This is a genomic window from Mesorhizobium sp. WSM4846 (genome assembly GCF_055811415.1).
Window position 1 is genome coordinate 5,006 of sequence record NZ_JBVVPZ010000070.1, and the last position, 14,710, is coordinate 19,715.

Here is a 14,710-nt window from a genome sequence, read left to right on the forward strand (position 1 = left end):
CCCCCCCCACCACCCCCCCCCCCCCCCCCCCCCCCCCCCCCCCCCCCCCCCCCCCCCCCCCCCCCCCCCCCCCCGGCCCCCCGGTTTTCCAAAAACACCCCAACAAAAAAAAACCCGGGCCCCCCCCCCCCCCCCCCCCCCACCAGCCTTGGGAGGCTTTAGCTAGCGGGCCGCGGTCCAGCCCTTGTAGTCCTTCAGGTTCTCTGCCGTGATCAGCTGCGGGTCGAGCAGCACCGTCGCCTCGGCCGGCTTTTTGCCGGCGAGCACTTCAGCTGCCATCTGCAGCGATTGGCCGGCCATGACGTAAGGATCCTGCGAGGCCGAGGCCTTGATCATCGAGGTGCCGGAAGAGAGTTCCTTCTCGATGTCGGGCGCGCCGTCGACCGCGGTGAAGATGAACTCCGAGCGGTTGAGCTGCTTGGCCGCAAGCTGGGCGCCGATCGCCGTCGGGTCGTTGATGGCGAACACCGCGTCGATCTTGTCGAAGCGGGTCAGCAGCGACTGGAACACCTTCAGGCCGCCGTCGCGCGAGCCTTCGGCATTCTGGTCGTCGGAGAGGATCTTGATGTCCGGGTGTTTTGCCAGCACGTCCTTGCAGCCCTTCACCCGCTCCAGGATCGACGACGATGCCGGCCCGTTCAGGATGACATAGTCACCTTTGCCATCGGTTTGGTCGACCAGGTACTGGCAGGCCGCTTCGCCGGCCTTGACGTTGTTGGTCATCACGGTGACGTCGGCACCCGGCGCCGAAACGTCGAATGCGGCAACCACGATGCCTGCCGCCTGCGCCTTCTTCACCGCCGGCGCGATCGCCTTGGCATCGACGGCGTTGAGCATGATCACGTCGACGCCGGCGGCGATGAACGAGTCGACCTGCGAGACCTGCTTGTTGAGGTCGTAGTCGGCCGATACCGACGTCACCTCGACATTCGGGTTGATCTTCCTGGCGGCGTCCTCGATGCCCTTGATGGTGGCGACGAAGAACGGGTTGCCGAGCAGGCCGACCGAGATGCCGACCTTGTTCAGATCCTTGGCCGAGGCCGGTGCGACGGCGACGGCCGCGAGGGCAACGCCGCAGAGCAGTTTAGCGATGGTCTTCATTGTTTTCCTCCTGATGCCCGCGCCTCTCACGGTGCGTTACACATGAACCGGGTCGTTGACGCCGGCGACTAGGTCAATCACGTTCTTGCTCCCGCTTGGAGCCTGTAGCGGTCGAGGGCGACCGCCACGATGATGACCAATCCCTTGATGATGTACTGCCAGATGTCGGAAACGCCGGCCAGGATGAGCCCGTTGGAGAGCACCGCTATGATCAGGCCGCCGATCAGCGTGCCCCAGATCGAGCCGACTCCGCCGACGAAGCTGGTGCCGCCGAGGATGACCGCGGCGATGGCGTCGAGTTCGTAGGACTGCCCAAGCTGCAGGCCGTTGGCCGCGTAGAGCCGGGCCGCCGACATGGCGCCGCCAAGGCCGGCCAGAAGGCCTGAAACGCCATAGACGAAGAGCAGCACCAGCGGCACCTTGATGCCGGTGAGGCGGGCGGCCTCGGCATTGCCGCCGACGGCATAGATCCAGGTGCCGAGCACGGTGCGCTTGAGCACCAGCCAGGACAGCACCACGACCGACAGAGCGATGATGACCAGCCAGGGAATGCCGAACAGCGACCCGTTGCCGATGAAGTCGAACGGCAGGTCCGAGTTGAACACCGTGGTGTCCTGACCGAGCAGGCGGGCGACGCCGCGCACGGCGGTCAGCGAACCCAGCGTGACGATGAAGGGCGGCAGCTTGATATAGGCGACGAGCAGCCCGTTGATGACGCCGAAGCCGAGGCCGACCAGAATGGCCGCCGGCACGCCGAGCATGCCCCACTCCGGCACCAGCGACACCATCACCGCCACCATCGCCGAGGCGGCAAGAATGGAGCCGACTGACAGGTCTATGCCGCCGGTCAGGATGACAAAGGTCATGCCGGCCGCGAGCACGATGTTGATCGACGACTGCTGGGTGACGATCAACAGGTTGGTCTCGGTGAGGAAGCGCGGGTTCATGATCTGGAAGCCGGCCGCCAAAAGGATCAGGACCGGCAGCATGCCAAGCGCGGCGAAGGCGGTGCGCAGCCGCCGGCTCCTGCCGACAGCCTGGTCACCCGCACTCATCCCGGTTGCCTTATGGGTCATCCCTTGGCCGCTCCCGTTGCGAGTTCCATGATTGCTTCCTGACTGAGCGGCGGGCCTTCGGATGCGGTCACCTCGCCAGCGATAGTGCCGTCGCGCATCACCAGCACGCGGTCGGCGACGCCGATCACCTCCGGCAGTTCGCTGGAGATCATCAGGATGGCGATGCCCTTCTTGGCGAGATCGTCGATCAGCCGGTAAATTTCCGACTTCGCCCCGACATCGACGCCGCGGGTCGGTTCGTCGAGGATGAGGACCCGCGGCTCGGTTTCGAGCAGACGGGCGAGCAGCACCTTCTGCTGGTTGCCGCCCGACAGCGAGCCGGCATTGGCCTGCACCGACCTGGTGCGGATAGAGAGGTCGGAAACGGCCTTGGCGGCGCGCCTTTCGGCCGTGGCGAAGTCGCGCAGGCCGCCGGCCTGCGCGTCCCTGGCGAGCACGCCCATGCTGATATTCTCGGAAATCGACATGTCGAGGAACAGGCCGAGTTCCTTACGGTCTTCGGTAAGATAGGCGATACCGGCATCCAGCGCCTCGCGCGGCGAGCCGATGGCTATCGGCTTGCCGTCGAGTTCCAGCGTGCCTGACGTGTGCCTGTCGGCGCCGAAGATCAGCCGCGCGAGTTCGGTGCGGCCCGAGCCGACCAGGCCCGCCAGCGCCAGCACTTCGCCCTTGTGCAGGTCGAAGGAGCAGCCTTTCAGGAGATTGCCGTTCGACATGTCGCGCACCGACAGTGCGATCGCGCGCTTGCTGTCCGGCGGGCGGTGATCCTTCTTGTAGAATGCGGACAGGTCACGGCCAACCATCATCGAGACCAGGCGCGTGGCGTTCAGATCGGCGCGTTCGAGCGTGCCGACATAGCCGCTGTCGCGCAGCACGCTGACGCGGTCGGCAAGCTGGTAGACCTCTTCCATGCGGTGGCTGATGTAGATGATGGCGATGCCCTGCGACTTCAGCGTCGCAATCACCTCGAACAGCCTGTCGGTCTCGCGCGAGGTCAGCGAGGTCGTCGGCTCGTCCATGACGATGATGCGCGCGCTGGTCGACAGCGCGCGGGCGATCTCGACCATCTGGCGTTCGCCAAGCGACAGGCTGGAGACCGAGGCGCGCGCCGAGAAGGAAACGCCGAGCCTCGCGATGATCTCCTTGGCGCGGCGATTGCACTGGTCGCGGTCGACGATGCCGAACCGTCTCGGCTCGTTGCCGAGGAAGATGTTCTGCGCGACCGTCAGGTTGGGCGCCAGCGACAGCTCCTGGTAAATGACGGCAATGCCGTTGGCGCGTGCCTTGATCGGGTCGCCGGTGGCGACCGGTGTGCCGTCGATCAGAATCTCGCCGCCGGGATCAGGCCGATAGGCGCCGGACAGCACCTTCATCAGCGTCGACTTGCCGGCGCCGTTTTCGCCCATCAGCGCGTGCAGTTCACCGGCGTGGACGGTCAGCGATACGTCGTGCAAGGCGCGAATCGGGCCGAACGTCTTGGAGATGTGCCGCATCTCCAGCACCGGCTGGCGCACGGTTTCGATCCGGGCAGCGGCGGTCATCGCGCGCCTCCCGCTGCGGCATCAGCGACGCCTCGGTCGGCGGCGAGACCGCGCCAGCTATCGCGATAGAAGGCAAGCCCGGTGAAGCTCGATGCGCGTACCGGCTCTGGCGCCTCGGCGGCAAATTCGCGTCCAGCACTCTCGAAGGCCAGAGCCGCTGCTCCGGTGGCGCTGCCCTCCAGCGTGGCGCCCTGCATGAAGGCCTGGCCGGGACGCAGCTGCGCCAGCAGGCTGGCAAGCAGGCCGCCACTGTTCAGCCCGCCATCGACGATCACCGTGTTGTTCGAATGGATCAGGTCGAGACACAGATCGACCATCAGCGCGACGTAGAGCAGCGCCACGGCCGCGCGCTCCTCCGCGCTGGGTGCGCGCCCGACCAGTTCGCCGCGATGGCCAGGCATCGGCCCACCTGGCGCGAAGCTCGGCAGCGCCATGATGCCGGCCCCGATCACCTGCTGTACTGTGGAGCGGTCGATTGCGCCCTGCCAGCCGGCGCTGATCGTCGCGAATTCGCGGCCGCCCATGAAGCGGATGGTCGGCACCGCGCCGCCATCGACATCGACATTGACCAGCATGTCGCGGTCGCGATCGAGCGCGTCGAGCGGGCAGGCCGGATTGAGCACCACAACCCAGGTGCCGGTCGAGACGACGGTGACCGGACCAGCCGCCTGCCGGCGATAAGCATGGAGCGCCGCATTGCTGTCATGGACACCGTTGTGGATGGCGATCGGCCGCGCCGCCTCGCCGAAGCGCTGCTCGCCGATGACCGCGCCGGCACGCTCGAAGGCGGGCATCTGGCCGCGCCATCCCTCGGCGTCGACCAGCGTGGAGAAATCGCGCTTGCGCGGCGCCCACAGATGCGAGTGGCAGCCGAGATAGGACACCTCCGAAACCGCCCGGCCGCCAAAGCGCCAGCTCCAGTATTGGGGATAACCGAGGATCGATTTGGCGGCGGCGAACACGCTTGGTTGCACCGTCTTCAGCCACAGCATGTGGCGACCATAGTTGAAGCCGAGCGGCAGGCGCGGCGAGAAGGTCTCGGCGAAATCCGGAATGCGGCGATCGATCTGCGCGGCAATCTCGGCCGGCGGCTCCTGCTCGTAGTCGAGTATCGGATGCGTCAGCGCCGCATCGTCGACCAAGGCAAAGGTGCAGCCATGGCCCGAAACCATCAAGCCCTCTATGCCATGGATGTCGACTGCCTCGCCGACGGCGCGCGCCGCCCAATCGTGAAGCGCTGCTTCGTCGAGCACGCTGAAGCCGCCTTCGCGCGTCCAGTTCGGCTGGGTCCGGCGCTCACCTAGAATCTGCCCGTCCTGACCGAAGACGAACAGCTTCGAGTTGGTCTTGCCGAAGTCGAGGACAGCCACCTTCACTGGACGGCTCCTGAGGCAGTGGCGATCCGCACCATGACGCCGGCGTTTTCGAGCATGCGTGCGTCGGCATCGGAAAGGCCGTCATCGGTCACCAGCGTGCCGATGCGCGACAACGGCAGCGCGACGTTGCGCGCGTGGATCGACAGTTTGCGGCTGTCGGCCAGCACCACGATCTGGTCGGCGCAGAGACTGAGTTCGGCGATGGAGCGGACCAGCAGCGGATGCGATTCCAGCACGCCCTCCGGGCCAATGCCTTGCGCGCCTAGAAAGAACTTCGATGCGTAGAAAGGCACGGACTGGGTGAGCGAATGGATGATGCCAGGCTCGCGATGCAGTTCGCCGCCGGCAATGGTCAGGCTGCAATGGCCGTGGTCGCTCAAATAGGCGATGAGCGGCATCGAGTTGGTAAAAAGCCGGATGTTGCGGTCGGCGAGCTTAGCGCCGAGATGGAAGCAGGTCGAACCGCCATGCACGATGACGGCGTCGCCATCGCGTACCATGGTCGCCGCGAGAGCGGCGATCTGCCGCTTGGCTTCGACCGCGAGGTCGCGGTTCTCGTCGTAGGGCCTGGCATAGGCGACGCCCGCCTGCGCAGCGCCATCGAGCGCCGAGATGCCGCCATAGACCTTACGTGCCTCGCCGGCCTCGTCGATCTTGTCGATATCGCGCCGCACCGTCGCAGCCGATACGCCGAGCCGCTCCTGCAGCTCGCGTACCGAGGCGAAGGGGCGATCCCGCAACAGCTCCACGATCTGACGCTGGCGGCCGGAGTCGCTCAACGGATACCCTCCCGAAATGCCATTTTGCCACGGCAATTGGTGCAACTTACTCAACGCAGATCAGATTGCAAGCTTGATTTGGTGGGATAAGATCACTATTGACGTAACTTACTCGCCGCTGCGATACCAGCGTCACTCGCTGTCCCGGCTACGGGGATCCAAAGCCGTGGCTAGGCGGTCGGTTTGTGAAGGAGTTTCGATGGCAATCAATGCGGATGCGCAGGAATTGGCTGCTTTGCGGTCGCTTTCGGCCAGCATCGGGCTCGACCCGCACTTGACCCAGGCCGCGGGCGGCAACACGTCGCTGAAAGCCGGCGACACACTCTGGATCAAGGCTTCCGGCACCTGGTTGAAGGACGCGCTCGCCGCGGACATCATGGTCCCGGTGGCGATCTCGCCGCTGCTCAGGGCTGTCGAACAGCGCGACCCGGCCGCCGATCAGCCACAGGGTTTCGCCATCGAGGCGCTCAACGCCCGCAAGCTGCGTCCTTCGATCGAGACCACGGTTCACGCGCTGATGCCGCAGCGCGTCGTTCTGCATGTCCACTGCGTCGATACCATTTCGCTTGCCGTGCAGGCCGACTGCGAGGCTCAAGTCGCCAAGCGCCTCGATGGCCTCGAATGGGCGTATGTTCCCTATCGCCGGCCCGGCCTGCCGCTTGCCCAGGGCATTGCCGAGCGCCTTCGGCCCGGGGTCGATGTGCTGATCCTTGCCAACCATGGCCTGGTCGTCGCAGCCGAGACCGTCGCCGGCGCCGAGGCGCTGCTGCGTCGCGTCACACGACTTCTGGCGCGGCCGCCCCGTAAGGTGGCGGAGCCCGACGTTGTCGCATTGACGACGCTCATCGCACGCAGCTGCTACAGGCTGCCGGCGGATGGCGAAGCGCATGCCGTCGCGATCGATCCTGAAAGCTGCCGCATGGCGTCAGGAGGCAGCCTCTATCCCGATCACGTCATCTTTCTCGGCCAGGGTTTGGTCGTGGCGAGACCCGGTGAGGATGTGATGCGTGTCACCGAACGGTGCGGCACGGCACCGGTGGCGATCCTGTTTCCCGGGCTTGGGGTGTTGATGCGCGGCGACGCCAGTCCCGGCGCCGATGCCATGCAACGCTGCCTCGCCGACGTGACGGCGCGGGTCGACGTCGCGGCGAAGCTGAACTATCTGACCGCCGCCGAGAACGACGAACTGATCAACTGGGACGCCGAGCAGTATCGCCAGAAACTCAATGCAGCCGGCGGCTGAGATGGCGTTGTCAACCGGCCCAGTTTCGATCGGTATCGACATCGGCACATCAGGCGCGCGCGCGGTCGCCATGCGGCCGGACTTTTCGATTGCCGCGCGTTCCGCCGTTCCACTCGACAGATTTGGCCAGAATGCCCGCGACCCGTCGGTATGGTGGTCAGCGGTGGGCGCGGCGCTGACGGAACTGCTTTCGAGCATCGATCGTGCGGCGGTCCGGTCGATCGCCGTCGACGGCACTTCCGGCACGCTGCTGCCGGTCGACGGCGCCGGGCGGCCGCTGGCCGAGCCGTTGATGTACAACGACAAGGTCGACGACGACGCCATTCTGGCGGGGATCGCGCGCGAGGCGCCGGCCGCGAGCGCAGCACGTGGGCCGACGTCCGGTCTCGCCAAGGCGCTGTCGCTCCTGCGCCTGCCTGGCGTCGCGGCGGTGCTGCATCAGGCCGACTGGATCGCGGGACAGTTCTCCGGCCGCTTCGACGCCAGCGACGAGAACAATGCCCTGAAGACCGGCTACGATGTCGAGGCCCGCCGCTGGCCGGACTGGATCGCGGCGACCGGGATGCGCATGGGATTCCTGCCTGGTGTCGTCAAGCCGGGCGATGTCACGGGAAAGCTCACCGCGAACGCCGCGGACCTGTTCGGCCTGGCGCGCGACGTCGCCGTGGTCGCCGGCACGACGGATGGCTGCGCGTCGTTCCTGGCGACGGGGGCTGCGGCTGTTGGCGACGGCGTCACCGCGCTTGGGTCCTCGCTGACCATCAAGATCCTCTCCGATCGGCCGATCTCGGCGCCGCAGTTCGGCATCTACAGTCATCGGCTGGGAGATGCTTATCTAGCGGGTGGTGCGTCGAATTCGGGCGGCAAGGTGCTGGCGCAGCATTTTTCTCTCGCGCGCATCATCGAATTGAGTGCGGCAATGGACCCCATGACCGAGACCGGCCTCGACTATTATCCGCTTCCCGCGGTTGGCGAACGCTTTCCCGTCGCCGATCCTGCTCTGCCGCCACGCCTGACGCCGCGGCCGGCCGACGACGCCGACTATCTGAAAGCGATGTTCGAGGGCATCGCGGCGATCGAGGCGCTCGGCTATCGCCGGCTTGCCGAACTCGGCGCCCCCCGATTGACGTCGATCAGAAGTGTCGGCGGCGGTGCGGCAAACGTCGCCTGGACCGCGATCCGGCAGCGCAAGCTGGGTGTCGATTTTCTGCCAGCGCTTTCGGACGAGGCGGCCGCCGGCACGGCGCGGCTGGCGCTGATGGGCGCAATCGCAGCGGGGCTGTTGTGAGCACGAAAACGGTTGAACATCTCGACGGCATCGGAGCGCTGGTTGAGCGCTATCAGGTGTTCCTGCTCGATCAGTTCGGTGTGCTGCACGATGGTACGAACCCCTATCCGGGCGCTGTGGAGGCATTGTCGGCGCTGAAGCGGGCAGGCAGGACGATCGTGCTGGTCTCGAATTCCGGCAGGCGGGCGCGGCCCAATGAGGCCCGCTTGCTGAAGCTCGGCTTCGAAACAGGAAGCTGGGATCAATTTGTCTCTTCCGGCGAGATCGCGTGGCGGTCCTTCCACGAAATGGCGATATCCGGAAAGCTGCGCCCAAACACAAAGTGCCTGCTGATCAGCCGCGAAGGCGACCGCTCGGCGATTGAAGGCCTGCCTTTTACCCTGACCAGCGACGGCGACGATGCCGAGCTGGTGCTGATCGCCGCCAGCGAGGGCGACCGCTACGATATCGAGCACTATCGCCGACTTTTTGCGCCGGCAGCGATGCGGCAGGTGCCGTGCTTCTGCACCAATCCCGACAAGATCATGCTGACGGCAGCGGGGCCTCGCTTTGGCGCCGGCCAGCTTGCGGATCTCTACGAGAGCCTCGGCGGTAGCGTCACCCGCGTCGGCAAGCCCTACACGCCGATCTTCGACGCCGCGCTGGCGCTGGCGGGCAACCCGGACCGCAGCAGCGTGGTCTGTGTCGGCGACAGCGTCGAACACGATGTCGCCGGTGGAATTGGTGCCGGCGTGGCGACCGCGCTGGTCTTGTCCGGAATATTGGCGGATACCCCTGACCTGGCAGAGCTTTTCGACAGTCTGGATGCCTACCCCGATTACACCACGGACAGTTTCAGATTCGCTGATTGAGATCGGCAGCTTCCGAGGGGTTGAGCGCTGCCATGGTGATCGTCCCGTCGTTGGTGCTGCTTTCGGTGGCGCAGCCCTTTGGCTGCTGTTGCCAGTTCACATCTTGTTGGTCGGAGGCTATTGAACTGCATGCGTGATTTCCAACTCCCCGGACGGTCGCCGGTTCGTGCGACGGAAGCGATGGCCGCGACATCGCACCCGCTGGCGACGCTGGCGGCGATCGAGATGCTGCGGTCCGGCGGCAACGCGATGGACGCAGCCGTGTGCGCGGCGGCGGTGCAGGCGGTGGTCGAGCCGCAATCGACCGGTATCGGCGGCGACTGTTTCGTCCTCTATTGTCCCAACGGTCAAGGCGAGGTTCTGGCATTCAACGGCTCCGGCCGCGCACCGGCAGCAGCAGAGGCGCAGTGGTATCTGGACAAGGGGCTCGACGAGCTGCCTGAGTCCGGTCCGCACGCGGTCACCGTGCCGGGCGCCGTCGACGCCTGGTGCCGGCTGCTCGATGATCACGGCAGGAAGGGCATCGACGCCGCGCTCGCTCCGGCCCTACATTACGCCGAACAGGGTTATGTCGTCCAAGACCGCGTGGCCTTCGACTGGGCTGAAAGTGCTGCCTTGCTGGCCGCCGACGAACATGCCGCGCGGATATTTCTGCCGGATGGAAAGGCGCCGCTGGCCGGCGAGCTGCACCGGCAGCCGCAACTGGCGGAGACCCTGCGCATCGTCTCGCGCCGTGGCCCTGCCGGCTTCTATGAAGGCGAGGTCGCCGACGACATGGTGTCGCGTCTGCGCGCGCTTGGCGGGCTGCATGCGCTCGAGGATTTTTCGGCGACGAAGGGCGACTATGTCAGGCCCGTCGGCACATCCTACCGGGGCTACGACATTCATCAGATGCCGCCGAACAACCAGGGGCTGACGGCACTGATCATGCTGAATGTGCTGTCGGGCTTCTCGCTCGGTTCGCTGGAGCCGAACGGCGCCGAGCGCTTTCATCTCGAGATCGAGGCGGGGCGGCTTGCCTATCAGGACCGCGATAATTTCATCGGCGACCAGAGCCAGGTCCATGTCCCCGTAGAGCAGTTGTTGTCCAGATCCCATGCCGACCAGCTTCGCGCCGAGATCGATCCGGCTCGCGCAATGACGCATCTGCCACGCCTGGAGCTTCAGCCCAGCGATACCGTCTACATCTCGGTGGTCGACCGCGACCGTAATGCGGTCAGCTTCATCAACTCGACCTTTGGTTCGTTCGGCAGCGGCGTGGTCGGCCCCAGGACCGGCGTCGTCCTGCAGAATCGCGGCAGCAGCTTCCGCCTGGCGGCGGACCACCCAAACCGCATCGCACCGGGAAAACGCCCGATGCACACCATCATGCCGGGCATGGTGACAGCCAAGGGCAGAGCAGTCATGCCGTTTGGCGTGATGGGCGGCGGCTACCAGCCGTTCGGCCATGTCCATTTGCTCACCAACATGATCGACTTCGGCATGGACCCGCAGGAGGCGCTGGATGCGCCACGCGTGTTTTACCGACAGAACACTGTGGAGGCTGAGCGTGGCGTTCCGGCCGACGCGATCGCCGGCCTGCGCGAGCGCGGTCACGACGTGTCCGTCCCAACCGAGCCGCATGGCGGCGGCCAGCTGGTGCTGATCGACTGGGACAAGGGCACGCTTACCGGCGCGTCCGATCCGCGCAAGGATGGTTGCGCGCTGGGTTACTGACGGTCCGCTGCGCCTTGCGTGCTGGTCCTGTTCAGTTTTGGCGCTGCCGCCACCAGCGCCTTGCCGATCGCCGACTGCGGGGTACCGATGACCGCGCGGGCGTTGCCGCTTTCGGCGACGCGGCCGGCATCGAGAATGACGACACGATGGGCGATGGCGCTGATGACGCCGAGATCATGCGAAATGAACAGATAGGCGATCCGTTGCTCGCGTTGCAGATCGAGCAGCAATTGCAGGATCTGCCGGCGCACCGATACGTCGAGCGCGGAAACCGCCTCGTCGAGGATGATCAGCGACGGGTTTGTGGCGATGGCGCGAGCGATCGCGATGCGCTGGCGCTGGCCGCCCGAGATCTCGTGGATGGCACGAGCGGCGAGATCAGCGCTCAGGCCGACGCGCTCGAGCAGAGCGGCGATGCGGCGCGGGCGTTCTGATCGGGCTGCGATGCCATGGATGCGCAAGGGATCGTCAAGCACACGCGCCACGCTGGCGCGCGGATTGAAGGCGGCGAGCGGGTCCTGGAAGACCATTTGCACGCGCGCGCGCCGGGCGCGCAACGCAGTATCGTTCAGGGACAGGAAATCGCCACCTTCAAACTCGATGCGGCCGGCGTCCGGTTCGATCAGCCGCAGCAGCAGCCGCGCGACCGTCGACTTGCCGCTGCCGGAAGGGCCGGCCAGCGCCAGCGTCTCGCCGGCCTCGATGTCGAAGGAGACATCATCGACGGCGGCTATTGTCTTGCCGCCGCGACGATATCGTTTGGTGAGGCCGGAAACAGCCAGCAATGGACTGCTCACCGCGACGCTCCTGACTGCTGCAGCAGCGGTTCGGCGTCGAGGCCGAGATGGGCGTTAAGCAGCGCGCTTGTGTAGGCGTGGCGCGGACTAGCGACGATCTGCGCCGTCGTGCCGAGCTCGACCAGCTCGCCGTGCCGGAACACGGCGATGCGCTCGGCCAGCTCGGCGGCTAGCGCGATGTCGTGGCTGACGAACAGCAGCGTCATGCCGTCCTCGGCCACCAATTGCCGGATCAGCGCGACGATCTCGGCCTGCACGATGGTGTCGAGCGCGCTGGTCGCCTCATCGGCGATCAGCAGTTTCGGACCGGCCGCAATCGCCGCGGCAATCGCCACGCGCTGCTTCTGGCCGCCGGAAAGCTGGTGCGGGTAGGCGCGCAAGGCGGCGTCCGAGTCGGGCAGGCGGACGCGTCCGAGCAGGGCTTTCGCCTTGGCATAGGATTGCGACCAAGTCAGACCAAGATGCGTGTGCGCGACTTCCGCGATCTGCTCGCCAACCGTCATTACCGGATCGAGGCTGGCCGACGGGTCCTGGAAGACGAAGCCGATATCGCGGCCACCGAGGGGGGTGTGGCTGGGTTTGGCGGCGGATTTTAGAGGCTTGCGTTCTGTGAGACCCCCCTCTGTCCTGCCGGACATCTCCCCCTCAAGGGGGGAGATTGCGCTCTCAACTCCGCCTTCGCCATTCTCCAAGGTTGCAGGAGGGGACCCAACAGCGAAACTGCCAATCTCCCCCCTTGAGGGGGAGATGTCCGGCAGGACAGAGGGAGGTGCCTTGGCACCAAAGGATAGCAAAAACCACTCGATCGAGCCTCCAACCTTGGAAGACCTCGGCAGCAGCGCGGCAATGGCCAGCGCCAGAGTGCTCTTGCCCGAGCCGCTCTCGCCAATGATGGCGAAGCGCTCGCCGGCGCTGACATCGAGGCTGACATGGTTCAGCGCCGCCACCTGGCTGCCGTCGCGGCGATAGGTCACCGTCAGATCGCGGATCGAAAGCAGCGCCGTCATGACAGGCTCCTTCTCACCGCCGTCGTCTCGACGACGCCTTCGCCGGCGAGATAGACACCGAGCACGGTCAGCACGAGTGCTATGCCCGGAATGATCGACAAAAAGGGCGCGGTGCGCAGCACGGCGCGGCCTTCGGCGATCATGCCGCCCCAGGTCACGCGGTTGGGGTCGCCGAGGCCGAGAAACGAAAGTGCCGCCTCGGTGAGGATCGCGGCGGCGACGATCACCGACGACAGCGCCAGCACCGGCGGCAAAGCGTTGGGCAGCACTTCGCGAAAGGCGATCTCCAGCGGATGCATGCCGATGACACGGGCGCCGGCGACAAAATCGCGCTCGCGGATCGACAGCACTTCGGCGCGCGCAACGCGCGCCGGCCCCGTCCAGGCGCCGAGCGCGATCGCCGCGACGACGACGCCGAGCGACGGCCCAACGACGCTGACGAAAGCCAGCGCCAGCAGGAAGCTCGGCACGGTCTGGAAGGCGTCGGTGATGCGCATCAGCACTTCGTCGACGAGACCGCCGGCAAAGCCGGCCAGCGTGCCGACTATCGCGCCGACGGCAAGGGCTGCGGCTGCTGCCGCCAGCCCGACCGCCAGCGAGGTACGGGCGCCGTGGAGAAGCGCGGCCAGCATGTCGCGGCCGAGCCGGTCGGTGCCGAGCGGCAGCGACCAGTCCTGAAAGGGCGGCAGCAATGCCGGCCCGGCAATGGCTTGCGGGTCGCCGGGAAAGAACAAAGGCGCTGTCAGCGCCATGGCGAACAACGCTACCAGGATGATCGCGCCGGCGACCGCTTCCGGCGTGCGAAGAAGGCGGCGAAGCGGGCTCACACGCTGGCCTCGCTGGCGCCGACGCGCGGATCGAGGAAGGCGTAGGCGACGTCGACAAGAAGATTGATAACGATGACCAGAACGGCGCTGACCAGGATGATGCCGAGCAGCAGCGGGGTATCGCGCGCTGCCACCGCTTCCTGCGCCAGCCGGCCAAGTCCGGGCACCGAAAAGACGCTTTCGATGACGACGCTGCCGCCGAGCATCTGCGCCGATTGCAGGCCGAGCATGGTGACCAGCGGCAACAGCGCGTTGCGGGCAACGTGGGCGAGCACGATGCGGCGGCGGGAGAGCCCTTTGGCGCGGGCGGCGAGGACAAAATCCTGTCGCCAGACCTCGGCCATGCCGGCGCGCATCATGCGCAGATAGAGTGCCAGATAGATGAAGCCGAGTGCCGACACCGGCAGGACGAGGTGGCGGGCGATATCGGCCGCGCGGCCAAGACCGGTCTTGCCAGACGCGATGCTTTCGATGCCGCCGATCGGGAACCAGCGCAGGTCGACGGCAAAGACGATGATCAGCACCAGCCCGAGCCAGAAGCCGGGAACGGCATAGAGCGCCAGCGAGCCGATCGACAGCAAGCGGTCGCGAAAGCCGCCGGGCCTGGCCCCGGCATAGATGCCGAGCGCCGAGCCGACGCCGAAGGAGAGCGCGGTGGCGCTGCCCATCAACAGCAGCGTGTTGGGCAGGCGCTCGAGGATGACGTCGCGGATTGGCCGCGAAAAGGTCACCGACTGGCCGAGGTCGAGATGCAGCAGCGCCCAGAGGTAGTTGGCCAGCCGCGTCAACGCCGACTGGTCGAGGCCCCAGCGATGGCGCAGCAATTCGATCATGCCGGCGTCGCCGCCGGTCGAGACGATGTAGGCGTCGACCGCGTCACCGGGGGCGGCTTCCAGCAAAAGGAAAGTGCCGATCACGACAATCAGCAGCACGAAGACACTGCCGACGAGGCGACGGCGAAGGAGGAGAAGCGCGCGGGTCATGGCGGCGCCGGCTGCTTGGGCCGATCAACAGAAATGCCGAGCCTAGGCACCCCCCTCTGTCCTGCCGGACATCTCCCCCTCAAGGGGGGAGATTGGCCGTCACTAGCCGTGGCGCCAATCGCAAA

At 66.3% G+C, this 14,710-nt stretch carries 13 protein-coding genes; 4 read left to right on the forward strand and 9 right to left on the reverse strand.

Translation table 11 applies throughout. The annotated features are described in order from the left end of the window. Positions 1 to 162 precede the first annotated feature (162 nt). The 5 genes from AC0L15_RS31945 to AC0L15_RS31965 form a co-directional block, all read right to left on the reverse strand. Positions 163 to 1,101, reverse strand: a complete 939-nt coding sequence (locus tag AC0L15_RS31945) for an ABC transporter substrate-binding protein (protein WP_287245817.1) — start codon at positions 1,099 to 1,101, stop codon at positions 163 to 165. A gap of 77 nt (positions 1,102 to 1,178) precedes the next feature. After that, positions 1,179 to 2,177 carry an ABC transporter permease subunit gene (locus AC0L15_RS31950; RefSeq protein ID WP_128173425.1) on the reverse strand — a complete coding sequence of 333 codons (999 nt, stop codon included), beginning with the start codon at positions 2,175 to 2,177 and terminating at the stop codon, positions 1,179 to 1,181. Continuing rightward, complete coding sequence (locus tag AC0L15_RS31955) at positions 2,174 to 3,718, reverse strand: sugar ABC transporter ATP-binding protein (protein WP_287245818.1); 1,545 nt, start codon at positions 3,716 to 3,718, stop codon at positions 2,174 to 2,176. Before AC0L15_RS31955 ends, AC0L15_RS31950 begins: the two co-directional genes overlap by 4 nt. Beyond that, on the reverse strand, positions 3,715 to 5,094 hold the full coding sequence (locus tag AC0L15_RS31960; protein WP_287245821.1) for an FGGY-family carbohydrate kinase: 1,380 nt from the start codon (positions 5,092 to 5,094) through the stop codon (positions 3,715 to 3,717). Before AC0L15_RS31960 ends, AC0L15_RS31955 begins: the two co-directional genes overlap by 4 nt. Next, positions 5,091 to 5,873 (reverse strand): DeoR/GlpR family DNA-binding transcription regulator, encoded by a 783-nt coding sequence (locus tag AC0L15_RS31965; protein WP_287245823.1) that lies wholly within the window; start codon positions 5,871 to 5,873, stop codon positions 5,091 to 5,093. Before AC0L15_RS31965 ends, AC0L15_RS31960 begins: the two co-directional genes overlap by 4 nt. Positions 5,874 to 6,072: 199 nt before the next feature. Between AC0L15_RS31965 and AC0L15_RS31970 the strand changes: the two genes are divergently transcribed. The 4 genes from AC0L15_RS31970 (at position 6,073) to ggt (ending at position 10,971) form a co-directional block, all read left to right on the forward strand. Continuing rightward, entirely contained in the window at positions 6,073 to 7,116 is a 1,044-nt protein-coding gene (locus AC0L15_RS31970) for a class II aldolase/adducin family protein (RefSeq protein WP_287245824.1), read from the forward strand. 1 nt (position 7,117) lies between these two features. Then, a complete protein-coding gene (locus tag AC0L15_RS31975; RefSeq protein WP_287245826.1) occupies positions 7,118 to 8,404 on the forward strand; it encodes an FGGY-family carbohydrate kinase in 1,287 nt (428 codons plus the stop codon). Next, complete coding sequence (locus AC0L15_RS31980; protein WP_287245828.1) at positions 8,401 to 9,255, forward strand: TIGR01459 family HAD-type hydrolase; 855 nt, start codon at positions 8,401 to 8,403, stop codon at positions 9,253 to 9,255. The genes AC0L15_RS31975 and AC0L15_RS31980 overlap by 4 nt, the downstream gene beginning before the upstream one ends. A gap of 129 nt (positions 9,256 to 9,384) precedes the next feature. After that, positions 9,385 to 10,971: a gamma-glutamyltransferase gene (gene ggt, locus AC0L15_RS31985; RefSeq protein WP_287245830.1), complete on the forward strand. Its 1,587-nt coding sequence runs from the start codon at positions 9,385 to 9,387 to the stop codon at positions 10,969 to 10,971. Here the strand turns inward: ggt and AC0L15_RS31990 are convergent. From AC0L15_RS31990 to AC0L15_RS32005, 4 genes are read right to left on the reverse strand one after another with little or no spacing between them, the layout of a single operon-like run. After that, positions 10,965 to 11,768 carry an ABC transporter ATP-binding protein gene (locus AC0L15_RS31990; RefSeq protein ID WP_287245832.1) on the reverse strand — a complete coding sequence of 268 codons (804 nt, stop codon included), beginning with the start codon at positions 11,766 to 11,768 and terminating at the stop codon, positions 10,965 to 10,967. The genes ggt and AC0L15_RS31990 overlap by 7 nt on opposite strands. Further along, entirely contained in the window at positions 11,765 to 12,775 is a 1,011-nt protein-coding gene (locus AC0L15_RS31995) for an ATP-binding cassette domain-containing protein (RefSeq protein WP_287245834.1), read from the reverse strand. Before AC0L15_RS31995 ends, AC0L15_RS31990 begins: the two co-directional genes overlap by 4 nt. Continuing rightward, positions 12,772 to 13,602 carry an ABC transporter permease gene (locus AC0L15_RS32000; RefSeq protein ID WP_473498248.1) on the reverse strand — a complete coding sequence of 277 codons (831 nt, stop codon included), beginning with the start codon at positions 13,600 to 13,602 and terminating at the stop codon, positions 12,772 to 12,774. Before AC0L15_RS32000 ends, AC0L15_RS31995 begins: the two co-directional genes overlap by 4 nt. Further along, the gene (locus tag AC0L15_RS32005) at positions 13,599 to 14,585 is read right to left on the reverse strand and encodes an ABC transporter permease (protein ID WP_287245836.1); all 987 of its coding nucleotides are present in this window, start codon (positions 14,583 to 14,585) and stop codon (positions 13,599 to 13,601) included. Before AC0L15_RS32005 ends, AC0L15_RS32000 begins: the two co-directional genes overlap by 4 nt. Between the last annotated feature and the right edge of the window lie 125 nt (positions 14,586 to 14,710).